Source organism: Streptomyces sp. S3(2020), from assembly GCF_013044505.1.
Lineage (GTDB): Bacteria > Actinomycetota > Actinomycetes > Streptomycetales > Streptomycetaceae > Streptomyces.
The window spans coordinates 1-21,981 of record NZ_JABERD010000163.1 but is presented as its reverse complement, the minus strand read 5'-3'; the positions used below and the strand labels follow the sequence as shown (position 1 = coordinate 21,981).

22 protein-coding genes are annotated in these 21,981 nt (G+C 70.6%); 11 read left to right on the top strand and 11 right to left on the bottom strand.

Translation table 11 applies throughout. From position 1 onward, the window contains the following. Positions 1 to 118: 118 nt before the first annotated feature. Positions 119 to 973, bottom strand: a complete 855-nt coding sequence (locus HLK59_RS36025) for an NAD(P)H-binding protein (protein ID WP_171145826.1) — start codon at positions 971 to 973, stop codon at positions 119 to 121. 95 nt (positions 974 to 1,068) lie between these two features. Here HLK59_RS36025 and HLK59_RS36020 point away from each other — a divergent pair, with 95 nt between their 5' ends. From HLK59_RS36020 to HLK59_RS36010, 3 genes are all read left to right on the top strand, one after another. Next, positions 1,069 to 1,860: a helix-turn-helix domain-containing protein gene (locus tag HLK59_RS36020; protein WP_346779890.1), complete on the top strand. Its 792-nt coding sequence runs from the start codon at positions 1,069 to 1,071 to the stop codon at positions 1,858 to 1,860. A 44-nt stretch (positions 1,861 to 1,904) separates the two neighbouring features. Then, positions 1,905 to 2,513, top strand: coding sequence for a 3'-5' exoribonuclease (locus tag HLK59_RS36015; protein ID WP_171145825.1), 609 nt, complete (start codon positions 1,905 to 1,907; stop codon positions 2,511 to 2,513). A 73-nt stretch (positions 2,514 to 2,586) separates the two neighbouring features. Further along, positions 2,587 to 3,396, top strand: coding sequence for a chitosanase (locus tag HLK59_RS36010; protein WP_171145824.1), 810 nt, complete (start codon positions 2,587 to 2,589; stop codon positions 3,394 to 3,396). Here HLK59_RS36010 and HLK59_RS36005 read toward each other — a convergent pair. The 7 genes from HLK59_RS36005 to HLK59_RS35975 all read right to left on the bottom strand — a co-directional run bounded on the left by HLK59_RS36005 (position 3,393) and on the right by HLK59_RS35975 (position 9,053). After that, positions 3,393 to 4,760, bottom strand: a complete 1,368-nt coding sequence (locus HLK59_RS36005) for a nucleobase:cation symporter-2 family protein (RefSeq protein WP_171145823.1) — start codon at positions 4,758 to 4,760, stop codon at positions 3,393 to 3,395. The two genes, HLK59_RS36010 and HLK59_RS36005, sit on opposite strands and share 4 nt — an antisense overlap. Positions 4,761 to 5,004: 244 nt before the next feature. Further along, positions 5,005 to 6,381 carry an 8-oxoguanine deaminase gene (locus HLK59_RS36000; RefSeq protein WP_171145822.1) on the bottom strand — a complete coding sequence of 459 codons (1,377 nt, stop codon included), beginning with the start codon at positions 6,379 to 6,381 and terminating at the stop codon, positions 5,005 to 5,007. Between the two features lie 99 nt (positions 6,382 to 6,480). Next, the gene (gene pucL, locus HLK59_RS35995; protein ID WP_171145821.1) at positions 6,481 to 7,404 is read right to left on the bottom strand and encodes a factor-independent urate hydroxylase; all 924 of its coding nucleotides are present in this window, start codon (positions 7,402 to 7,404) and stop codon (positions 6,481 to 6,483) included. A 5-nt stretch (positions 7,405 to 7,409) separates the two neighbouring features. Next, entirely contained in the window at positions 7,410 to 7,802 is a 393-nt protein-coding gene (gene uraH, locus HLK59_RS35990) for a hydroxyisourate hydrolase (protein ID WP_171145820.1), read from the bottom strand. Positions 7,803 to 7,808: 6 nt separating this feature from the next. Further along, on the bottom strand, positions 7,809 to 8,318 hold the full coding sequence (gene uraD / locus HLK59_RS35985) for a 2-oxo-4-hydroxy-4-carboxy-5-ureidoimidazoline decarboxylase (protein WP_171145819.1): 510 nt from the start codon (positions 8,316 to 8,318) through the stop codon (positions 7,809 to 7,811). 124 nt (positions 8,319 to 8,442) lie between these two features. Beyond that, the gene (locus tag HLK59_RS35980) at positions 8,443 to 8,754 is read right to left on the bottom strand and encodes a helix-turn-helix domain-containing protein (RefSeq protein WP_171145828.1); all 312 of its coding nucleotides are present in this window, start codon (positions 8,752 to 8,754) and stop codon (positions 8,443 to 8,445) included. 44 nt (positions 8,755 to 8,798) lie between these two features. Then, on the bottom strand, positions 8,799 to 9,053 hold the full coding sequence (locus HLK59_RS35975; protein ID WP_171145818.1) for a hypothetical protein: 255 nt from the start codon (positions 9,051 to 9,053) through the stop codon (positions 8,799 to 8,801). Between the two features lie 138 nt (positions 9,054 to 9,191). Here HLK59_RS35975 and HLK59_RS35970 point away from each other — a divergent pair, with 138 nt between their 5' ends. The 4 genes from HLK59_RS35970 (at position 9,192) to HLK59_RS35955 (ending at position 13,113) form a co-directional block, all read left to right on the top strand. After that, complete coding sequence (locus tag HLK59_RS35970) at positions 9,192 to 10,013, top strand: TIM barrel protein (protein ID WP_171145817.1); 822 nt, start codon at positions 9,192 to 9,194, stop codon at positions 10,011 to 10,013. Positions 10,014 to 10,041: 28 nt separating this feature from the next. Then, positions 10,042 to 10,932: a 2-hydroxy-3-oxopropionate reductase gene (locus HLK59_RS35965; protein ID WP_171145816.1), complete on the top strand. Its 891-nt coding sequence runs from the start codon at positions 10,042 to 10,044 to the stop codon at positions 10,930 to 10,932. Positions 10,933 to 11,092: 160 nt separating this feature from the next. Continuing rightward, positions 11,093 to 12,550, top strand: a complete 1,458-nt coding sequence (locus HLK59_RS35960; protein WP_171145815.1) for a catalase — start codon at positions 11,093 to 11,095, stop codon at positions 12,548 to 12,550. A 290-nt stretch (positions 12,551 to 12,840) separates the two neighbouring features. Then, complete coding sequence (locus HLK59_RS35955; RefSeq protein WP_171145814.1) at positions 12,841 to 13,113, top strand: hypothetical protein; 273 nt, start codon at positions 12,841 to 12,843, stop codon at positions 13,111 to 13,113. A 95-nt stretch (positions 13,114 to 13,208) separates the two neighbouring features. On the opposite strand, the gene gcl is transcribed toward HLK59_RS35955, so the two are convergent. Further along, positions 13,209 to 14,987 carry a glyoxylate carboligase gene (gene gcl / locus HLK59_RS35950; protein WP_171145827.1) on the bottom strand — a complete coding sequence of 593 codons (1,779 nt, stop codon included), beginning with the start codon at positions 14,985 to 14,987 and terminating at the stop codon, positions 13,209 to 13,211. A 176-nt stretch (positions 14,988 to 15,163) separates the two neighbouring features. On the opposite strand from gcl, the gene HLK59_RS35945 reads away from it, so the two are divergent. Then, positions 15,164 to 15,844 (top strand): hypothetical protein, encoded by a 681-nt coding sequence (locus HLK59_RS35945; RefSeq protein WP_171145813.1) that lies wholly within the window; start codon positions 15,164 to 15,166, stop codon positions 15,842 to 15,844. A gap of 301 nt (positions 15,845 to 16,145) precedes the next feature. Next, a complete protein-coding gene (locus tag HLK59_RS35940; RefSeq protein ID WP_171145812.1) occupies positions 16,146 to 16,649 on the top strand; it encodes a GNAT family N-acetyltransferase in 504 nt (167 codons plus the stop codon). Between the two features lie 191 nt (positions 16,650 to 16,840). Here HLK59_RS35940 and HLK59_RS35935 read toward each other — a convergent pair whose 3' ends face one another. Together HLK59_RS35935 and HLK59_RS35930 are read right to left on the bottom strand one after the other, a co-directional pair. Beyond that, positions 16,841 to 18,421, bottom strand: a complete 1,581-nt coding sequence (locus tag HLK59_RS35935; protein WP_171145811.1) for an AMP-binding protein — start codon at positions 18,419 to 18,421, stop codon at positions 16,841 to 16,843. Beyond that, a complete protein-coding gene (locus tag HLK59_RS35930) occupies positions 18,418 to 20,082 on the bottom strand; it encodes an AMP-binding protein (RefSeq protein ID WP_171145810.1) in 1,665 nt (554 codons plus the stop codon). Before HLK59_RS35930 ends, HLK59_RS35935 begins: the two co-directional genes overlap by 4 nt. Positions 20,083 to 20,196: 114 nt before the next feature. On the opposite strand from HLK59_RS35930, the gene HLK59_RS35925 reads away from it, so the two are divergent. Further along, a complete protein-coding gene (locus tag HLK59_RS35925) occupies positions 20,197 to 21,021 on the top strand; it encodes a helix-turn-helix transcriptional regulator (protein WP_171145809.1) in 825 nt (274 codons plus the stop codon). A gap of 144 nt (positions 21,022 to 21,165) precedes the next feature. Next, positions 21,166 to 21,981: ATP-binding protein (locus HLK59_RS35920; RefSeq protein WP_171145808.1), on the top strand; the 816-nt coding region annotated here is incomplete at its 3' end.

The following is a 21,981-nucleotide window of genomic DNA, read 5'->3' as shown; positions in this document are numbered from 1 at the left end:
GCAGTAGGACCAGGGGAGGACCGCTGATGAACCCGCGGGCCGGTGGGGGGGCTGATCGCGCAGTTCCCCGCGCCCCTTGCGCGGCGCGAGTACCGCGCCGCGCAAGGGGCGGGCCCCGTCACCCCGCGGCGAACGCCTGCCGGTGGTCCTCCGCCCACTCCCCGTACGTCCGGGCCGACCGTCCCAGCACCTCCGCCGCGTCCTCCGTGACGACCGCGTTGCCTCCCCCGCGCACGAAGGCCGTGCCCGCCAGGATCCCCGCCGCCTGGGCCTCGTCGAAGCCCCACGCGGTGAGCAGGTGGTCGCGGGTCTCGTCCGGTGAGAGATCGCGCGTGGTGACCGGGCGGCCGAGGACCGAGGCCAGTACAGCTGCCTGTTCGGGGACGCTGATCGCCTCAGGGCCGGTCAGGGTGTATGTGCGTTCCCCGTGCCCGCCGTCGACCAGGATCCGCGCCGCGACCTCCGACACGTCTCGCGGATCGATCACCCCGGACAGCCCGTCACCGGTCATGTTCGGCACCGGCTCGCCCCGCCCGACGGCCTGCGCCCAGCTCAGCGTGTTCGAGGCGAAGGAGGAGGGCCGCAGGATCGTCCACTCGGTGCCGCTGTCCCGTACCGCCTGCTCACCGGGCACATGCCAGTCGCCGGACGGACCGACCTCGGGATCGCCCGTCCCGATCGCGGAGAGCTTCACCAGCCGGTGGACGCCCGCCGCGACCGCCGCCGCCACCAGTGCCTGGTCGTGCCGCGAGCCCGGACCGGGCGCGCCCAGCAGGAACGCGGCCGTGACACCCGCCGTCGCGCCCTGGAGGGAGCCGGGGTCGAGGTAGTCCCCACGTACCACCTCCACCCCCGGCGGCACCTGGGCCCCGGCCGGGTCGCGGGTCAGGGCGCGGACCTTCTCGCCGCGTGCGGCGAGCTGTCGTACGAGTTCACTGCCGATGGTGCCCGTGGCACCGGTCACGAGGATCATGTCCCCACCGTGCGCCGGACAGGGGCCCGGGCTCTTGGAGATTCCGGCACGGTTCGTCCGCCCCCGCGACCGCGCGGCTCGTCTACGGTGAAGAGGTGACGAACTCCCGTGCCGAGCAGGCCCTTCCGATGCCCGAGGCCCTGCGTCCCTGGATCGCCGGGATCAGCACCGTGGCCGCCGCCGGCCCGCCCGAGGAGGCGTTCGTCCATCTCCCGGACGCCGGCACGAAGGTCGTCGTCCGGGTGGGAGTGGACGGGCACCGTGACGTGCTCGCCGTCGGTCCCCGGGTCCGGGCCACCTACCACGACGGCAAGGCCCTGGCCTCCTGCGTGGAGATGCGCCTCGCCCCCGGAACGGCCCGTCCCCTGCTCGGTGTTCCGGCGGTCGCGCTGGTCGGGAAGGTCGTGCCGCTGGACGAGCTGCCGAGCGGCACCGCCCGCGAACTCGGCCGTGAGCTGCGGTGGCTGGCGCCCGAGGAGGCCGTGGCCCATCTGGCGGACGTGCTGCCGGACCGGCTCACCAGGACGTCCGGCCGCGCCGAGCTGGTGCGGGCCGGGGTCGACGCGATGTCGGTGCGGATCGGCCGCACCCCCGGGCCGGTCAGCCAGGTGGCCCGCGAACTGGCCGTCAGCGAACGCCAGTTGCGCAACCTCTTCACGGAAGGCGTGGGTCTGTCCCCCAAGCACTACGCCCGCATCGACCGACTGCACGCGGTCCTCACCCATGCCACGACCGCGCCCTGGGCCGAACTCGCCGCCGCCACCGGCTACTACGACCAGTCGCACATGACGTCCGACTTCCGTGCCCTGATGGGCGTCCCACCCCGCTCGTACTTCACCGGCCGGCTCCCCGCCGCCACCCCCTGCCGGGCGAACCCACGCCCCTGAATTCGGATGCGGCCGGCGGCCGCGGTCTGCGATGCTCCGCTCCCATGTCCGCACGACGCGTCAAGCCCAGTCTCTACATCTCCGTCGACATCGAGGCCGACGGCCCGATCCCCGGCCCGTACTCCATGCTCAGCCTCGGTGCCGCGGTCGCCGGAGCGCAGGACCCCGACGGGTTCACACCGGCCGATCCCGAGCACCGGACCTTCTACCGTGAACTCCGGCCGATCAGTGAGGAGTTCGTGCCGGAGGCGCTGGCCGTGAGCGGGCTCGACCGGGAGCGGCTGCGGACGCGGGGCGCCGAACCGGTCGTGGCGCTGGCGGAGTTCAGCAGGTGGGTGCGGAAGGTGAGCGCGGACGCGCAGCCCGTGATGTGCGGCTATCCGGCGTCGTACGACTGGATGTTCCTGTACTGGTACCTGATCCGCTTCACCGGGGCGAGCCCCTTCGGGCACTCGGGCTGTTTCGACATGAAGACGCTGTACGCGACGAAGGCCGGGCTGCCGTTGCGGGCGGTGGCGAAGCGCGCCATGCCGAGCGAGCTGCTCCCGAAGCGGCGGCACACCCATCACGCGCTGGACGACGCGATCGAGCAGGCGGAGCTGTTCGCACAGCTCATGGCATGGCCCGGACAGCAACTCACAGTGACTTGCTAAGGGCACCCCACGGCTTTCCCAAGTTGGCGCGCGACTCTCGACTGCCGCTCACAGCGCCTGCCTTGGAGAAGACGTGCCCTTGCTGTCCGGAAAAGCCGCCCGCCGTACCGTGCTCGCCGCCCTCGGGACAGCGGTGTTGAGCACCCAGTGGCCCTCCGCGGAGGCCGCGGCCTCGACCGGGCTCGACGACCCGGACAAGAAGGACCTGGCGATGCGGCTGGTGTCCAGCGCGGAGAACTCCTCCCTGGACTGGAAGGCGCAGTACAGGTACATCGAGGACATCGGGGACGGCCGCGGTTACACGGGCGGTGTCATCGGCTTCTGCTCCGGTACGAGCGACATGCTGGCGCTGGTCGAGCTGTACACCGAGAGGGACGCGGACAACCCTCTGGCCGGCTATCTGCCGGCGCTGCGGGCGGTGGACGGCAGCGATTCGCACGAGGGGCTGGACCCGGGATTCCCCGCGGCCTGGCGCAAGGCGGCGAGGACGGCGGCCTTCCGCAAGGCGCAGCGCGACGAGCGGGACCGCGTCTACTTCGATCCGGCGGTCGCGCGTGCCAAGAACGACGGGCTCGGCACACTCGGCCAGTTCGTCTACTACGACGCGATGGTCATGCACGGTCCCGGCACCGACAGCCTCAGCTTCGGCGGCATCCGCAAGCGCGCCAGGAGCGAGGCCGACACCCCCGCGGACGGCGGCGGCGAGAAGACGTATCTGCACGCCTTCCTGGACGCCCGGGTGTGGGCGATGAGGCAGGAGGCCGCCCACAGTGACGTGAGCCGGGTCGAGACCGCCCAACGGGTCTTCCTCGAGAAGGGCAATCTCGACCTGGACACACCGCTCAAGTGGAAGGTGTACGGGGACAGTTACACGATCGGCTAGTGCGCCGCCGCGATCTCCTCGCCGGCTTCCATCGGGTGCGTGACGTCCTGGGCGTCGCGCTGTTCGCCGAGGTGGTTGAAGACCAGGTTGAGCACCACCGCGGCCACGCAGCCCGTCGAGATCCCCGAGTCGAGCACGATCTTCGCCGTCTCGGGGAACGCGTGGTAGAACTCCGGCGCCGTGATCGGGATGATGCCGACGGCCAGCGAGACGGCGACGATCAGGACGTTGTTGTCCTTGTCCAGACCGGCCCGGACCAGGGTCTGGATGCCGCTGGCCGCGACCGACCCGAACAGGACCACGCCCGCGCCGCCGAGCACCGGTCGCGGTACGACGGCGATGAGCGAGGCGGCCATCGGGCACAGGCCCATCAGCACCAGGAAGGCGCCGCCGGTGGCGACGACGTAGCGGCTGCGGATCTTCGTCATCGCGACCAGGCCGATGTTCTGTGCGAAGGCGCTGCACATGAAGCCGTTGAAGAGCGGGCTGAGCGCCGAGCCGAGGGTGTCGGCGCGCAGGCCCGCCGCGATGGTCCTCTCGTCGGCCGGGCGGTCGACGATCTCGCCCAACGCCAGCATGTCCGCGGTCGATTCGGTCATCGAGACCACCATCACCACGATCATCGACACGATCGCGGCGAGCTGGAACTGCGGGGCACCGAAGTGGAACGGCGTCGGGAAGCCGATCACGTCCGCGTCGGCGACCGGGCCGAAGTCGGTGACACCGAAGGGGATCGCGACCAGGGTGCCGATCACCAGACCGAGCAGGACGGCGATCTGCTTGACGAAGCCCCGGGTGAAGCGGCGCAGCAGGAGCACGACCACGAGCGTCGCGCCTGCCAGGCCCAGACAGGTCGTCGAACCGTAGTCGTCCGCCGCCGGGTCGGGACCCTGCGCCCAGCCGAACGCGACCGGCAGCAGGGACACGCCTATGAGCGTGATGACCGTGCCCGTGACGACCGGCGGGAAGAAGCGGACCATCCTGCTGAAGAAGGGGGCGGCCAGGAAGCCGAGGAGACCGGCGACGATCACCGCGCCGAAGATGATCGGCAGCGCGTCGGACTTGTCGTCGGTGGACGCCACGATCGCGGTCATCGGGGCCACTCCGGCGAAGGTGACGCCGTTGACGAAGGGCAGCCGGGCACCGATCTTCCAGACGCCGAGGGTCTGGAGGAAGGTGGCGAGGCCCGCGGTGAAGAGACAGGCGCCGGTCAGGAAGGTGAGTTCGGTGCCGGTGAGGCCGATGGCCGCGCCGACGATCAGGGGCGGGGCCACGACTCCCGCGTACATGGCTGCCACGTGTTGAAGGCCGGTGGTGGCCATTTTGAGTGCGGGGAGTTTTTCGTCCACGGGGTGGGCGGTCACGGCGGTTCCTCCGGGTCAGCTAACACGTCGGCTCTGACGTGGGTTTCTTGGAGGTGGTGCGCGGTCGTGCGGGACCGGGGAGTGGGACGGTTCCCCTCAAAAGGGGCGACGGAGACCGTTCCGGGGCGCACGCGTGTGGCGCACGCCCCGGACACGGCCGCCATGAACCCCGCTCGGGTTCACGGCTGCCGGCCAGGAGCCGTCCCTCCCGGCCGGAGTCAAGTGCCGTACTTCAGTACGGTGTTCAGTGCCCGGCGATCTTCGCCAGGCGCCGCGCCTGCTCGCGCGTGGAGCGTGCGATCGCGTCCTCGTCGACGTGCAGCAGACGGTTGTCCTCCACGATCTGGCGGCCGTTGACGAAGGAGGCGGTGACCGGGGCGGCCGCGCCGAAGACCAGCGCGGTGACCGGGTCGGCGATGGAGGCGTGGGCGAGGGTGTCCAGCTTCCACAGCACCAGGTCGGCGAGCTTGCCCGGCTCCAGGGAGCCGATCTGGCTCGCACGGCCCAGGACCTGGGCGCCGCCGAACGTGCCCAGGCGCAGGGCCTGGCGGGCGTTCAGGGCGGCCTCGCGGTGGGCGCCGAGGCGGTTGATGAGGAGCGCGTTGCGCAGCTCGGTGTGCAGCTCGCCCGACTCGTTGGACGCGGTGCCGTCGACACCGAGGCCGACCGGGACGCCGGCCTTCAGCATGTCCGGGACCCGTGCGATACCGGCGGCCAGCCGGGCGTTCGACGAAGGGCAGTGGGCCACACCCGTCTTCGTCCGGGCGAAGGCGGCGATGTCGGAGTCGTTCATGTGGACGCAGTGCGCCATCCACACGTCCTCGCCGAGCCAGCCGGTGGACTCGAAGTAGTCGGTCGGGCCCATGCCGAACAGTTCCTTGCAGAACTGCTCCTCCTCGACGGTCTCCGAGCCGTGGGTGTGCAGGCGCACGCCGAGACGGCGGGCCAACTCGGCACCCTGGCGCAGGAGTTCGGTGGAGACGGAGAAGGGCGAGCAGGGGGCGACGGCCACCTGGGTCATGGCGTCGAAGGAGGAGTCGTGGTGCTCCTTCACGGTGGCCTCGGTCGCGGCGAGGGCGCCGTCCAGGGTCTCGACGGCGAAGTCCGGGGGCAGGCCGCCGTCCTTCTCGCTGCGGTCCATGGAGCCGCGGGCGAGGGTGAAGCGGACGCCCATCTCTCGGGCGGCGCGGATGATCGACCCGGACAGGTCGCCGGAGCCCCGCGGGAAGACGTAGTGGTGGTCCATCGCGGTGGTGACACCGCCGCGGGCCATCATGCCCAGCGAGCCCTGCGCGGCCGAGTACGTCATCTGCTCGTCGATGCGCGCCCAGGTCGGGTACAGGGCGACGAGCCAGTCGAAGAGGTTGTGGTCGGTGGCCAGACCCCGGGTGATCCACTGGTAGAAGTGGTGGTGGGTGTTGACCAGACCGGGGGTCACCAGATGGCCGGTGGCGTCGATACGGCGTACGACGTGCTCCAGGCCCTCGGGGGCCCTGCCCTCGCCGAGCGCCTCGATGCGGTTGTCGGCGATGACGACGTAACCGCCGGCGTACTCGGTGTCGTTGGCGTCGACGGTCGCGATCGAACAGTTCTCGATGACGATGCGCTGGGCTGCTGCCATGATGTCGTCCTTTTCGCTCAGTGGAGAGGGCACGGCAGGACCCGGGGATTTGAGTGCCGCGGCCCGCCCAGGCGGGCCGCGGGTGCCGCAAGGTGGTGCTCAGAGGTTGGTGAGGTCCACCGGGATCTTCGGCTCGCAGCCGTCCCGCAGGATCGTCGCCTCGATCAGGCCGTAGGGCCGGTCGGCGGCGAAGTACACCTCGTTGTCGTTCTTCAGCCCGAACGGCTCCAGGTCCACGAGGAAGTGGTGCTTGTTCGGGAGGGAGAAGCGGACCTCGTCGATCTCGCTGCGGTTGTTGATGATCCGCGAACCCATCTGGTACAGGGTCTGCTGGAGGGAGAGCGAGTAGGTCTCGGCGAAGGCCTGGAGCATGTGCTTCCGCGTCTGCTCGTAGGACTTCTCCCAGTTGGGCATCCGCTGCTCGTCGTCGGTCCAGTTGAACCGCCAGCGCGCGGAGACCTGGGTGGCCAGGATGCGGTCGTACGCCTCCTGGAGCGTCGTGTACTTGTCCTTGACGTAGCCCCAGAACTCGGAGTTGGTCGAGTTCATCACGACGAGGTCCTTGAGGCCGGAGACGACCTCCCACTTCTCACCGTCGTAGGTGATCTGGGTGACCCGGGTCTCCTGGCCCTTGCGGACGAAGGAGTGCTTGACCTCGTCCGCGCCGATGAACCGGGAGTTGGCGTCGGAGGCGGCGATGCGCTCCCAGGCGTACTCCTCGATCCGGATCCGCGCGACCTTGATCGGCTCCTGCGACGTCACGAAGTGCCGGGCGAGGTGGATGCCGAACTGCTCGGCGGACTCGATGCCGTGCTCCTTGGCGAACGCGTACACCGTGTTCTTGGTGGTGTCGGTCGGCAGGACGTGGGCGTTGGAGCCGGAGTAGTGGACCTCGTCCATGTCGCCGCTCAGCGCGACGGACACGTTCAGGTCCTTGATGTGGTGGGTGGCGCCGTCCCGCGTGATCTTTACGACTCGGTTCTCGGCCTTGCCGTACTGGTTCTGTCCCAGGATCGTGGGCATGTCTGCTAGCTCCCTCGGTAAACGGAGTAGCCGAACGGGTTGAGCAGCAGCGGTACGTGGTAGTGCTCCCCGGGCCTCACGGCGAAGGTGATGGCCACCTCGGGGAAGAACACGGCACCGCTGTCCCGGTTCGCGGGGGCGTCCTGCTGCGCATCGGCTTGCTTCTTCTCGAAGTACGCCTCGACGGCGAAGTCGAGCCGTACGTGGGTGGTTCCCTCCGGCAGGTCCGGAAGGTCCTTGCACCGCCCGTCCACGTCGGTCGCGGAGCCGCCGAGCGCCCGCCACTCGGCGCCCCGGCCCGAGCGGGCGGCGAGCTGGACGGCGACGCCCTCGGCGGGGCGGCCGATGCTGGTGTCCAGGATGTGCGTGGACACCGAGGCGGTGGTGCTGGTGCTCATGCTGCGTCAGTCCTCTTCGACGAGTCGGGCGAGCCGGATACGGTTGATCTTGCCCAGTTCGGTGCGGATGATCTCCCGCTCCTGCTCCGGCGCGTTCCCGATCCGTTCCTTGACCGCGTCGCGCATCTGCTCGCCGGTCCGGCCGGTGGCGCAGATGAGGAAGACATGGCCGAACCTGTCCTGGTAGGCCAGGTTCAGTTCGAGCATCTCCGCCTTGAGGTCATCGGAGGCGCCGGCCATGCCGCGCTGCTCCCGCGCCGAGGTCGGGTCGCCCTCCTTGGGGCGGCCGATGGGCGGGTGTCCGGCCATCGCCTCCTCCAGGTCCGCCGTGGTCAGCTCGGCCATGGCGGCGTCGCTGGCGGTGTAGAGGGCGTCGACGGCGGGATAGGGGCGGGCGGCGAGCAGCCGCTTCGCCCATGCCGTGGAGGCACACGCCTCGTGGAGGGCGGCGAAGGCCGCGTGCTCCTCAAGAACGTTGAACCGGGTAAGGCCCGGCGGCGTGGAAGTCGAAGTCACGGGAGCCTCCGTGGCCGCGAACGGCCTTCGTACTGAAGCGGGCTGCCGTTAGCTAACGCCCTCCGCAACACCACGTCAACACTTTGTTGAAAATTCGGGGTTACGAAGCCCCGGGAGGTGCAGGTCAGACACCTTTGTCACGGTTGAGGTAGTTGTAGACCGTGAAGCGGCTCACCCCGAGCGCGCTCGCCACGGTCTCCACGCCATGACGCACGGAGAAGGCGCCACGCGCCTCCAATATCCGTACGACCTCCTGCTTGGCCTTGCGGTCCAGGTCGGCCAGCGGCTTGCCCTGCTTGCGCTCCATGGCGGCGAGGATGTGATCGAGGGAGTCCGCGAGCTGCGGCAGGCGTACGGCGACCACGTCCGCGCCCTCCCAGGAGAGCACGACGTCGTCAGGGCCGGCCTCGTCGGGCGGGACCATCTCCCCGCCCATGGCGTCGACCAGCGGCTTGACGGCCGCGATGAAGGGCCCCTCGTTCACTTTCCACCCTCCCCGTCGATCACATTGACCTGGAGGGAGATCCGGGTGGCTCCGGCCGCCAGACTCCTGCGCAGCAGCGCGTCGACAGCGGTGAGCACGGCGTCGGCGCCGCCTTCCGCGGTGTTGCCGAACGGGCCGACGTCCACCGCGTCGAGCTCGGCACTCTCGACCACCTCACGGGCCGCGACCGCGTGCGCGGGCGCCTCGTCCAGGTCGAACGGCTCGGTCGTGAACTCCACTCTCAATCGCACGCGCACAACCTAACGCGCGGCACGGACTTCCGCCGACCCCTCTTGACAAGCGGTGACACACGACGGCAATCTTCCATTAAGCAGAAACCAACTTCCGCAATACGGAATCACTCGACACGGAAGGGAGCGCAGCGGCCCATGGGATTCGCAGAGCAGCGCTTCAACGTCAACCTGTCGATCCTCTTCACGGAACTCCCGCTCCTGGAGCGCCCCGCGGCCGCCGCCGCGGCCGGCTTCACCGCGGTCGAGCTGTGGTGGCCCTGGATCGACTCCCCCACCCCCGAGCGGTCCGAGCTCGACGCCCTGAAGAAGGCGATCGAGGACGCGGGCGTCCAGCTCACCGGCCTGAACTTCTACGCCGGCCGGCTGCCGGGCCCGGACCGTGGCGCCCTGTCGCTCCCGGGCGAGGAGTCGGAGCGGTTCCGCGCCAACATCGACGTGGCCGCGGACTTCGCGCAGTCGCTGGGCGCCAAGGCGCTCAACGCCCTGTACGGCAACCGCGTCGAGGGCGTGGACCCGGCCGAGCAGGACGCGCTCGCGCTGGAGAACCTGGTCCTCGCGGCGCGGGCGGCCGACCGGATCGGCGCGATCCTGCTGATCGAGGCGCTGAACAAGCCCGAGTCACCGCTGTACCCGCTGGTGTCGGCACCGGCCGCGGTCGCGATCGTCGACAAGGTCAACGAGGCGACGGGGCTGGACAACGCGCGCTTCCTCATGGACCTCTACCACCTGTCCATGAACGGCGAGGACCTGCCGGCGGTGATCGAGGAGTTCGCCGCGAGGACCGGGCACGTGCAGATCGCCGACAACCCGGGCCGTGGCGCTCCGGGCACGGGGACGCTGCCGCTGGAGGACCTCCTCGACCAGCTGAGGAAGGCGGGTTACGACGGCTGGGTCGGCCTCGAGTACAAGCCGGGCGACCACCCGAGCGCCGAGGCCTTCGACTGGCTGTCCCGCTGACCCCCTTCACGTGAAAGGCACCCCCATCATGAGCAACCTCCCCAAGATCGCGTGGATCGGCCTCGGCATCATGGGCTCCCCCATGTCCGAGAACCTCATCAAGGCGGGCTACGACGTCACCGGCTTCACCCTCGAACAGGACAAGCTGGACCGCCTGGCCGCCGCCGGTGGTACGGCCGCCTCCTCGATCGCCGAGGCCGTGAAGGACGCCGACGTCGTCATCACGATGGTCCCCGCCTCCCCGCAGGTCGAGGCCATCGCCTACGGCCCCGCGGGCATCCTGGAGAACGCGAAGTCCGGCGCCCTGCTGATCGACATGTCCTCGATCACCCCGCAGACCTCGGTCGACCTCGCGAAGGCCGCCGAGGGCAAGGGCATCCGCGTCCTGGACGCCCCGGTGTCCGGCGGCGAGGCCGGTGCGATCGAGGCCGTGCTGTCCATCATGGTCGGCGGCGGGCAGGCGGACTTCGACACCGCGAAGCCGATCCTCGAAGCCCTCGGCAAGACCATCGTGCTGTGCGGTCCGCACGGCTCGGGCCAGACCGTGAAGGCCGCCAACCAGCTGATCGTCGCCGTGAACATCCAGGCGTGCGCCGAGGCCGTGGTCTTCCTGGAGAAGTCCGGCGTGGACCTCAAGGCCGCACTGGACGTCCTGAACGGCGGTCTCGCGGGCTCGACCGTGCTGACGCGCAAGAAGGACAACTTCCTCAGCCGCGACTTCAAGCCGGGCTTCCGCATCGACCTGCACCACAAGGACATGGGCATCGTCACCGACGCCGCCCGCAACGTCGGCGCGGCCCTGCCCGTCGGCGCGGTCGTCGCCCAGCTGGTCGCGTCGCTGCGCGCACAGGGCGACGGAGGCCTGGACCACTCCGCGCTGCTGCGTGCGGTCGAGCGCCTGTCGGGCGCTCAGCTCTGAGACTTCCGGGCCGCGGTGCCGCTGACAACTGTCCTGTCGCGCCCAGGCGGTGCCGCGGCCCGGAATCCACTTCAACAAACTGTTGACGCCCAGAACCCCTACTTCTAGGCTCCACAAAGCGGAAATGGTTTTCCGCTGACACCCGCACGGAAGGTCCACGATGTCGCAGCGCGTGCTCACCACCGAGTCCGGCGCCCCGGTCGCCGACAACCAGAACTCCGCCTCCGCCGGCGCCGGCGGTCCGCTCCTCCTCCAGGACCAGCACCTGCTGGAGAAGCTCGCCCGCTTCAACCGTGAGCGCATCCCGGAGCGCGTGGTGCACGCCCGCGGCTCCGGCGCGTACGGCTACTTCGAGGTGACCGACGACGTCACCGGCTTCACGTACGCCGACTTCCTGAGCAGTGTGGGCAAGCGCACCGAGGTCTTCCTGCGCTTCTCGACCGTGGCCGACTCGCTCGGCGGTGCGGACGCGGTGCGCGACCCGCGCGGCTTCGCCCTCAAGTTCTATACCGAGGAGGGCAATTACGACCTCGTCGGCAACAACACCCCGGTGTTCTTCATCAAGGACCCGATCAAGTTCCCGGACTTCATCCACTCGCAGAAGCGCGACCCCTTCACGGGCAGGCAGGAGCCGGACAACGTCTGGGACTTCTGGGCGCACGCCCCCGAGGCCACGCACCAGATCACCTGGCTGATGGGCGACCGCGGCATCCCGGCGTCGTACCGCCACATGAACGGTTACGGCTCGCACACCTACCAGTGGACGAACGCCGAGGGCGAGGCCTTCTTCGTCAAGTACCACTTCAAGACCAACCAGGGTGTGCGCTCCCTCTCCGCCGAGCAGGGCGCCGAGCTCGCCGGCAAGGACGCCAACTCGCACCAGACGGACCTGCTCCAGGCCATCGAGCGCGGGGTGAACCCCTCCTGGACCCTCTACGTCCAGGTCATGCCGGCGGCCGAGGCTGCGGACTACCGCTTCAACCCCTTCGACCTCACCAAGGTGTGGCCGCACCAGGACCACCCGCTCCAGCGCGTGGGCCGCCTGGTCCTCGACCGCAACCCGGACAACGTCTTCGCCGAGGTCGAGCAGGCCGCGTTCTCCCCCAACAACTTCGTGCCGGGCATCGGCCCTTCGCCGGACAAGATGCTCCAGGGCCGGCTGTTCGCCTACGCGGACGCCCACCGCTACCGCCTGGGCGTCAACCACACCCTGCTCGCGGTGAACGCCCCGAAGGCCACGACCGCGCGGAACTACGGCCGTGACGGCCTCATGGCCACCAACCCGCAGGGCCGCGGCGCGAAGAACTACGAGCCGAACTCCTACGACGGCCCTGCCGAGACCGGCCGCCCGCTGTCGGCGCCGCTGGCCCTCCACGGCTGGACGGGCACCCACGAGGCCCCGCGGCACACCAAGGACGACGACTTCTTCCAGGCCGGCGAGCTGTACCGCCTGATGTCCGAGGACGAGAAGTCCCGTCTGGTCGCGAACATCGCCGGTGGCCTCTCCCAGGTCTCCCGCGACGACGTGATCGAGAAGAACCTGGCCCACTTCCACGCCGCCGACCCGGAGTACGGCAGGCGTGTGGAGGAGGCGGTCCGCGCCCTGCGCGAGGACTGAGCCTCACCGGGAGAAGAGCTCCCTGCTCGCGCCCGAACGCCGGGAGACCCGGATGAGGGGTGGTCCTCGGTACGGGGCACGGGCAGGGTGCGGACCGCGGCGGCGAGCGAGCCAGTGCGGTGGTGAAGGACCGGACCCCCTTCTCGACCTGAGGGAAGGGCGCCCCGGCTCCGTCGCCGCCGCCGCGGTCCCAGTACAGCCGAAGAGCGCCTGACACGGACGGTCCCGTGTCAGGCGCTCTTTGCCGTCTCCGGGGTGCGTACCCGGCTTCCGCGCAGGACGCTGGAGGCATGGCACATCCCGCGCACCACCCGCATGTCGTGGTGCACTCGCCGGCCCTGGACGGCTCCCGGCGGGTCACCGCGGACGACCACAACCTCGGCGTCGCCTCCCATCTGGACGATGTCGTGGAGCTGCTGCGCCTCGCCGACCTCGACGTGGTCGAGGTCGAGGTGAGCGACATCGTCGAATGGCAGGGCGGCGGCCCGGACGACTGGCCGGGCCTGTCCGAACACCACGAGCACCACCAGCATCATGAGCACCACCAGCGCCCACAGAGCTGATCCCGCCTACGGAGACACACCGAAGGGGCGGCCCGACCTTCCCGGTCGGGCCGCCCCTTCAGCTGAGCGGTGATGCGGTGATGCCGTGCGCTCGATCAGCCCTTGATCGGGATGATCGCGGTGGGCGCGTGCCAGTCCTCGGTCGCGATGTCCTCGAACTCCTTGACCGCGCTGATGTCGGCGGTCGGGCTCATCGCGATGTTGGTCACGCGCTCCAGGATCGCCTCGACGACGACCGGCACCCGGTATTGCGCGGCCAGCTTCTTGGCCTCCTCGAAGGCCGGCAGGAGCTGGTCGGGCTCGGTCACGCGGATGGCCTTGCAGCCGAGGCCCTCGGCGACCTTGACGTGGTCGACGCCGTACACGCCCAGCTCGGGCGAGTTCTGGTTCTCGAACTCCAGGTTGACCTGGAAGTTGATGTCCAGACCGATCTGCGCCTGGCGAATCAGGCCCAAGTAGGCGTTGTTGACGAGGACATGGACGTACGGGATGCGGTGCTGCGCGCCGACCGCCAGCTCCTCGATCATGAACTGGAAGTCGTAGTCGCCGGAGAGTGCGACGACCTGGGTCTCCGGATCCGCGGTGGCGACGCCGAGGGCGGCGGGGATGGTCCAGCCGAGCGGGCCCGCCTGGCCGCAGTTGATCCAGTGGCGCGGCTTGTAGACGTGCAGCATCTGCGCGCCGGCGATCTGGGAGAGGCCGATGGTGGTGACGTAGCGGGTGTCGGGCCCGAACGCCTTGTTCATCTCCTCGTAGACGCGCTGCGGCTTCATGGGCACGTTGTCGAAGTGCGTACGACGGTGCAGGGAGCCCTTGCGCTCCAGGTGCGAGGCGACCCACGCGGAGCGGTCGGGCAGCTTGCCGGCCGCCTTGAGCTCGCGCGCGACCTCGACGAAGAGTGCGAGGGCGGCCCTGGCGTCGGAGGCGATGCCGTAGTCCGGGGCGAAGATCTTGCCGATCTGGGTCGGCTCGATGTCGACGTGGACGAACTTGCGGCCCTCGCGGTACACGTCCAGCTTGTAGCCGGTGTGCCGGTTGGCCCAGCGGTTGCCGATGCCGAGGACGAAGTCCGACTCCAGGAACGTGGCGTTGCCGTAGCGGTGACCGGTCTGCTGGCCGACCATGCCGGCGTTGAGCCGGTGGTCGTCCGGGATGGTGCCCCAGCCCATCAGGGTGGGCACGACCGGGGTGTCGGTGAGTTCGGCGAACTCGACCAGCAGGTCGGAGGCGTCGGCGTTGATGATGCCGCCGCCGGCGACGATCAGCGGTCGCTCGGACTCCAGGAGGAAGGTCAGGGCCTTCTCGATCTGGGCCCGGCTCGCGGCCGGCTTGTAGACGGGGAGCGGCTCGTACGTCTCCGGGTCGAACTCGATCTCGGTCAGCTGGACGTCGATCGGCAGGTCGATGAGGACCGGCCCGGGACGCCCGGAGCGCATGAGGTGGAAGGCCTGCTGGAAGACGCCGGGAACCTGCGCGGCCTCCAGGACGGTGACGGCCATCTTGGTCACCGGCCCCGCGATCGAGGCGATGTCGACGGCCTGGAAGTCCTCTTTGTGGAGCAGCGCGGTCGGCGCCTGGCCGGTGATGCACAGGATCGGGATCGAGTCACCGATCGCGGAGTACAGACCGGTGATCATGTCGGTGCCGGCCGGACCGGAGGTCCCGATGCAGACACCGATGTTCCCGGGATGGGTACGGGTGTACCCCTCGGCCATGTGCGAGGCGCCCTCGACATGGCGGGCGAGGGTGTGGTCGATCCCGCCGGAGGCCTTGAGCGCCGCGTAGAAGGGGTTGATCGCCGCGCCCGGCACGCCGAACGCGTTGCTGACGCCTTCGCGCTTGAGGATCTCGACTGCCGCGCGGGCAGCGGTCATACGAGCCATTGAGTACTCCTGCTTCGGCTGTCGGACGTGTACTCCCGTCGCGCCCCGCCGCGAGTACTTCCGTGATGCGGAAAGTAGTTTCTACTATCTGGAAACAATGTAGGTGGGGAGGAGTAGGTCGTCAAGAGTCGTCAAGAGACGGACAAGCGGGGGTCTCCTGGAGGACGATGGGCTCCATGTCCGAGAGCGTGGCGGTGCGCTGCCCGGTCTGCCGGCGCGAACACCTCTTCACGGCGCCGGAGTATCCGTGTGCCTGCGGCGCACCCGTGGTGCCGCCGCTGGATCCGCGTGCCCGGGCGACGGCGGTCTCGCACCGCTCCTGGGAGGACGACTGGGTCACGGTGCTGTGCGCCTCCTGCGGCCGCCGGGGCGAGTGGCCGCATCCGGAGCTGGGCTGTCCGTGCGGGACGGTGCTGCGGATCCCGGTCACGGCGGGCGCCGCCGTCGAGCGCGTCGAGCCCTCCCCGCGGCGGGCCTTCCAGCCCGTGACGATCCGCACCGCGCGCGACGCGGTCACGGCCGCCGCCCTGTATCTGCGCTGGCTCGGCTACCGCGACATCCGCCGCGCCGACCAACGCCCGCCGAACGGCATCGGCCTGGCCGCCCGCGGCCTCCTGGCCCAGGTCGACCCGACCGTCCGCCCGGCTTCCCTCCGGGACGTGGAATGCCTGTGGCTCACGGCCATGACGGAGTCCGCGACCTGCGTCTACTTCTCCCTGGCCGGCTACGCCACCCAGGCCCGCGCGGTGGCCGACTCCCTGCGGGTCCCCTTGTTCGTCCTCGACCTGACGGGCACCCCGCAGCCGGTGAACAGCCTGGCGGACGAACTGGACTCGACGGGCACGTAGCCGGTGGCGGGGCGAGCGGGGCCGGACTGGGCGGCCGGGCTGGACGAAGCTGAGCGGCCGAGCCGGACTGGGCGCCGCGCTGGACGGCCGAGCCGGACTGGGCCAGGCGGTCGGACCGGGCCGTGCCCGCGTGGTCGGCGGATTCGGCCCAGGGACGGACGTCGTCACCTGCCGCGGTTCCGCGGGCGAGGTGCGGACAGACCCCCCGATCGCCGCTCGCGCGCCCCCGCGGGCTCGGCCGCTCGGGGCCGCCGTGGAATCAGCAGGGCGCCACCCCCGTCCCCTCCGCCATACTCGCCGGATGCGCATCCGCCCCGCCACGGCCGCCGAACTCCCCGCCCTCCAGGGCATCGAGCGCGCCGCCGGCGCCCCCTTCCGTGACCTCGGGATGGCGGCGATCGCCGACGACGAGCCGCCGTCCCTGGACGTCCTGGAGGAGTACCGCCGGGCCGGCCGCGCCTGGGTCGCCGCCGACGGTGCGGAACGGCCCGTCGCCTACCTCGTCGCCGAGCCCGTGGACGGCGCCCTGCACATCGAGCAGGTCTCGGTCCACCCCGGCTTCGCGCACCGCCGTATCGGCCGGACCCTGCTCTCGTACGCCGGCGAGCGCGCCCGCGAGGAGGGGCTGAGCGGCCTCACGCTGACCACCTTCACCGCGGTCCCGTGGAACGCCCCGTACTACGAGCGCCTCGGCTTCCGGGTCCTGGAGGAGGCCGAGCTCACCCCGGGGCTACGGAAGATCCGCGCCCATGAGGCAGGGCTCGGCCTCGACCGCTGGCCCAGGGTGTGCATGCGCCGGGACTGAGCGCTCCGCCGGCTGAGCGGTGAGGTGCCGTCGTTCGGCTGCGGCGCCGTCGTGGCCGGTCGCGCCCGCGCGGCGGCAGCCGCACATCGGCACAGCCCCGCGCCCGTTCGGGGCGCGGCCGAACCGCAGCGGACTTCGCCCAACCCGCTCAGGCCTTGGCGAAGACCACCCAGACCTGCCCAGCCCCCGCTCTAACCCGCCGCGTACGTCTCGCGCAGCTCGATCTTCCGTACCTTCCCGGACACCGTCATCGGGAAGGACTCCAGCACCCGCAGCCGGCTCGGCACCTTGTAGTGGGCCAACCGCCCGTCGCAGAAGGCCCGCAGATCCTCCAGGGTCGGCGGATCGGCCGAGTCGCGCGCGATGACACAGGCCAGCACCTCCTCGCCGTAGCGCTCGTGCGGCACGCCGACCACCTGGACGTCCGCGATCTTCGGATGGGCGTAGAGGAACTCCTCGATCTCGCGCGGGTAGATGTTCTCGCCACCCCGGATGATCATGTCCTTGATCCGGCCGACGATCTCGACGTACCCGTCCTCCCGCATCACCGCGAGGTCCCCGGTGTGCATCCAGCGCCCGGCGTCGACGGACTCGGCGGTCTTCGCCGGCTCGTTCCAGTAGCCGAGCATCACGCTGTAGCCGCGGGTGCACAACTCCCCTGCCACACCACGGGGTTGTGTCACACCGGCCGGGTCGACGACCTTCACCTCGACGTGCGGCAGGACGCGGCCGACCGTACCCGTGCGGTGTTCCAGGTCGTCGTCGCGCCGGGTCTGGGTGGAGACCGGCGAGGTCTCCGTCATGCCGTAACAGATCGACACCTCGGCCATGTTCATCTCGCCGACCACCCGCTTCATCACCTCCACCGGGCAGGGCGAGCCCGCCATGATCCCGGTGCGGAGGGAGGAGAGGTCGTAGGTCGCGAAGTCGGGGAGGTTCAACTCCGCGATGAACATGGTCGGTACGCCGTACAGCGAGGTGCAGCGCTCCTGCTGGACCGCCTCCAGCGTGGCCTTCGGGTCGAAGGACGGGGCCGGGATCACCACGCAGGCGCCGTGGGAGGTGGCCGCCAGGTTGCCCATGACCATGCCGAAGCAGTGGTAGAAGGGCACCGGGACACAGACCCGGTCCTGCTCGGTGTAGGCGATCATCTCGCCCACGAAGTAACCGTTGTTGAGGATGTTGTGGTGGGAGAGGGTCGCCCCCTTGGGGAAGCCCGTCGTGCCCGAGGTGTACTGGATGTTGATGGGGTCGTCGCAGGACAGTTCCTCGTACGGCACCGGGGTCCCGCGCGCGACGAGCGCCGTCCAGCTCGGGTCCCCGATGAACACGGTCTCCCTCAACTGCGGGCACCTGCCGCGTACTTCCTCCACCATCGCCCGGTAGTCGCTGCTCTTGTGACCGACGGAGGCGAAGAGCAGGGAGACCCCGGCCTGGTTGAGGACGTACTCGACCTCATGGGTGCGGTACGCAGGGTTGATGTTCACCATGATCGCGCCGATGCGGGCGGTGGCGTACTGGACCAGCACCCACTCGGGACAGTTGACCGCCCAGATGCCCACCCGGTCGCCCTTGGCGACACCGCTCGCGAGCAGCGCGTACGCCAACTCGTCGACGTCGGCGGCGAATCGGGCGTAGGTCCAGCGCCGCCCCGACGGCACGTCCACGAGCGCCTCGCGGTCCGGCCAACTCGCCACCGCCCGGTCCAGGTTGGCGCCGATCGTGTCGCCGAGCAGTGGGGTGCCACTGGTCCCATGGCTGTACGAGCTCACCGGAAGTCCTCCTCGCGGTACTCGGCGTCCGAGCCGGCGGCCGTGGCCTCGCGCAGCTCGATCCGGCGGATCTTGCCGGAGACGGTCTTGGGCAGCGGCGCGAACTCCAGGCGGCGCACCCGCTTGTAGGGGGCGAGGACCTGGCGGGAGTGCTCGAAGAGCACCTTCGCCGTGTCGGGTCCGGGCTCCCACCCGTGCGCGAGCACGACGTACGCCTTGGGAACCGCCAGCCGCAACTCGTCCGGAGCGGGCACGACGGCCGCCTCGGCCACCGCCTCGTGCTCCAGCATTGCGCTCTCCAGCTCGAAGGGGCTGATCTTGTAGTCGGAGGCCTTGAAGACGTCGTCGCTGCGGCCGATGTACGTCAGGTAGCCGTCCTCGTCCCGCGAGGCGACGTCCCCGGTGCGGTAGTAGCCGCCGGCCATCGCCTCCGCCGTACGGTCGGCGTCGCCGTGGTAGCCGGTCATCAGGCCGACGGGCCGGGCCGACAGGTCGAGGGCGATCTCGCCCTCGGCGGCGCCGGGCGCGCCGCTCACCGGGTCGAGCAGTTCCACCCGGTAGCCGGGGCTGGGCCGTCCCATGGAGCCGGTCTTCAGCGGCTGGCCGGGGCTGTTGGACACCTGGACCGCCGTCTCGGTCTGCCCGAAGCCGTCCCGGATGGTGACGCCCCAGCCCCGGCGCACCTGCTCGATGACCTCGGGGTTGAGCGGCTCCCCCGCGGCCACCACCTCGCGCGGCGGGGTCCGCAGCTGGGTCAGGTCGGCCTGGATGAGCATCCGCCAGACCGTCGGCGGGGCGCAGAAGGTGGTGACGCCCGCACGGTCCATCTCCGCCATCAGCCGGGCCGCGTCGAAGCGCGTGTAGTTGTGGATGAAGACGGTCGCCTCCGCGTTCCACGGCGCGAAGAGGTTGGACCAGGCGTGCTTGGCCCAGCCGGGCGAGGAGATGTTCAGGTGCACGTCACCGGGGAGCAGACCGATCCAGTACATGGTGGCCAGGTGCCCGATCGGGTACGAGGTGTGGGTGTGCTCGACCAGCTTGGGGCGGGCGGTGGTGCCGGAGGTGAAGTAGAGCATCAGCGGGTCGTCGGCGCGGGTCTCGCCGTCGGGCGTGAACTGCGGGGAGGCGGCGTAGGCGTCCTCGTAGCGCCGCCAGCCACGAGGGGCGCCGCCGACCGCGATCCGGGTGTAGCCGCCGGGCACGTCGTCGAACTTGTCGGCGTCCTCGGCCCGTACGAGCACATGGCGGACCCGGCCGCGCTCGACGCGGTCGCGCAGATCGGCGGGGCCCAGCAGCGGGGTGGCCGGGATGACGACGGCGCGGAGCTTCATCGCCGCGAGGGCCGTCTCCCACAGCTCGGCCTGGTTGCCGAGCATGACGAGGACGCGGTCCTCGGCGCCCACGCCCTGCGCGCGCAGCCAGTTGGCGGCGCGGTCCGAGCGTTCGGACATCTGGGCGAAGGAGAGCCGGACCTCGCTGCCGTCCTCCTCGACGATGTGCAGGGCGGTCCGGTCGTTCCCTTCGGCAATGGCGTCGAACCAGTCGAGGGCCCAGTTGAAACGGTCGGGGCGGGGCCAGCGGAAGCCGTCGTAGGCCGTCGCGTAGTCCTCGCGATGCTGCACCAGGAAGTCCCGCGCGCTGCGGAAGGCGGCCGTCGTCATGTCTTCTCCTCTGTGCCGGACCATTGCCGGGCGGCTCTCTGCCATCGTGTAATCCGTGATGCAGGTCTCACTACCCCCGAACGGGGGTGTGCGCTGCACCGAAGGGACGAACGCGTGGCGGTGGACACGGCCGGGACGGTGGAGATTCGCGGTGCGCTGGCGCGGCTGCGCCGGACGACGGGGCTGCCCGTCGCCTTCGGCGGGCTGGTGGAGCCGGGGCGGCCGCGGATACGCATCAGTGAACTGAGCGGCACGGCCACGGCCTCGCTCCGCTCGCTCGCGGTGGTCGCCGGCAGCGGCCTGGGCGGCAGGGCGGTCGCTCTGGCCCGCCCGTGCGCGGTGACGGACTACTCCTCCTCACGGCAGATCAGCCACGAGTACGACCTGCCGGTCGCCGCCGAGGGGCTGCGGGCGATCGTGGCGGTGCCGGTGGTCGTACGGCGCCGGGTGCGGGGCGTGCTCTACGGCGCGCTGCGCACCGCCCAGCCGCTGGGCGACCGCACGCTGGGCGCGGTGGTGGACGCGGCGCGGGACGTGGAGCAGGCGCTGGTGGTGCGGGACGAGGCGCTGGGGCTGGTGGAGGCCTCGCGGACGGCCCGTACGGCCGATCCCGTGGGCCGGGAGCAGGTGCGGGAGGCGCACGCGGCCCTGCGCGCCCTGGCGCCGCGGATCAGCGACCCGGCGCTGCGGGCCGAGCTGCTGGACGCCTGCGGGCTCCTGGCCCCCCGCACACCGGCCGGGGACGTGGGTCTCGCACCGCGTGAGCTGGACGTCCTGGCCTGTGTGGCCGCGGGGGCGACGAACGCGGTGACCGCGGAGCGGCTGGGGCTGCGGCCCGAGACGGTCAAGGGCTATCTGCGCTCGGCGATGCGGAAGCTGGGGGCGCACACCCGCGGGGAGGCGGTGGTGGAGGCGCGCCGGGCGGGGGTACTTCCGTAACACGCCGTTGACAATTGATTCATGGAGCGGCGTCTTGAATTTCCCCATGCTGCAAGGTTGTTATTTCCCTCACCACGTCGGCGGTCCGAATTTCAAAGAGTCGTTGCCTAGAATTTGGCCCGGACACGACACACGAGGGGAGCGGTGACCGTGCGACGGGACTTCAAGGAGCCTGCCAGATGCCGCCCCGACCTGGTCATCGGCCGGGAAGAGGTGTTCGGCCAGGCCCGTGAGCAGCTCGCCCGGGGCGGCAGCGTGCTCCTGCACGGCCCCGCCGGAATAGGAAAGTCCACCGTTCTGCGGGCATTGGCCGCGGAAAACGGCGGCGCGGCCCGCACCGTACTGCGCTGCTCGGCCACCGAGTCCGAATCCCACCTCCCCTTCCTCGCCCTCGCCGACCTGCTCGGTCTGGTCCTCGACGAGGTGTCCGGCAAGCTGCCCGCGGCCCAGCTCACCGCCCTGGAGTCGGCGCTCACCGGCCGCGGCGAGTCCACCCTCCAGCGCGACGGCCTCGCCCTGCGCCTCGCGGTGCTCTCCGCGCTGCGCGCGCTCGCCGCCGAGGGCCCCGTGCTGATCGTCGCCGACGACGTGCAGTGGCTGGACTCGGCCAGCGCCGAACTCCTCGGCTTCGCCGCCCGCCGGCTCGGCGAGACCCCGGTGCGCATGCTGTGCGCGGTGCGGACCGAGGGCCAGGAGTACGACCGTCATCTACGCGCGTCCCCGCCGGACACCCTCGCCCTGCGCGTCAACCCGCTCACCCGCACCCAGGTCTCCGAGCTGCTCGGCCACCGCGGCTACACCGGTCTGCCGCGCTCCACGGTCCGCGACATCCACCGCACCAGCGGCGGCAACCCGCTCTTCGCCCTCGAACTCGGCCGCGCGCTCAGCGAGAACCCCACCCCGCCCCGCCCGGGCGAGCCTCTGCCGGTCCCCACCTCGCTGCGCACCCTCGTCCTGAAC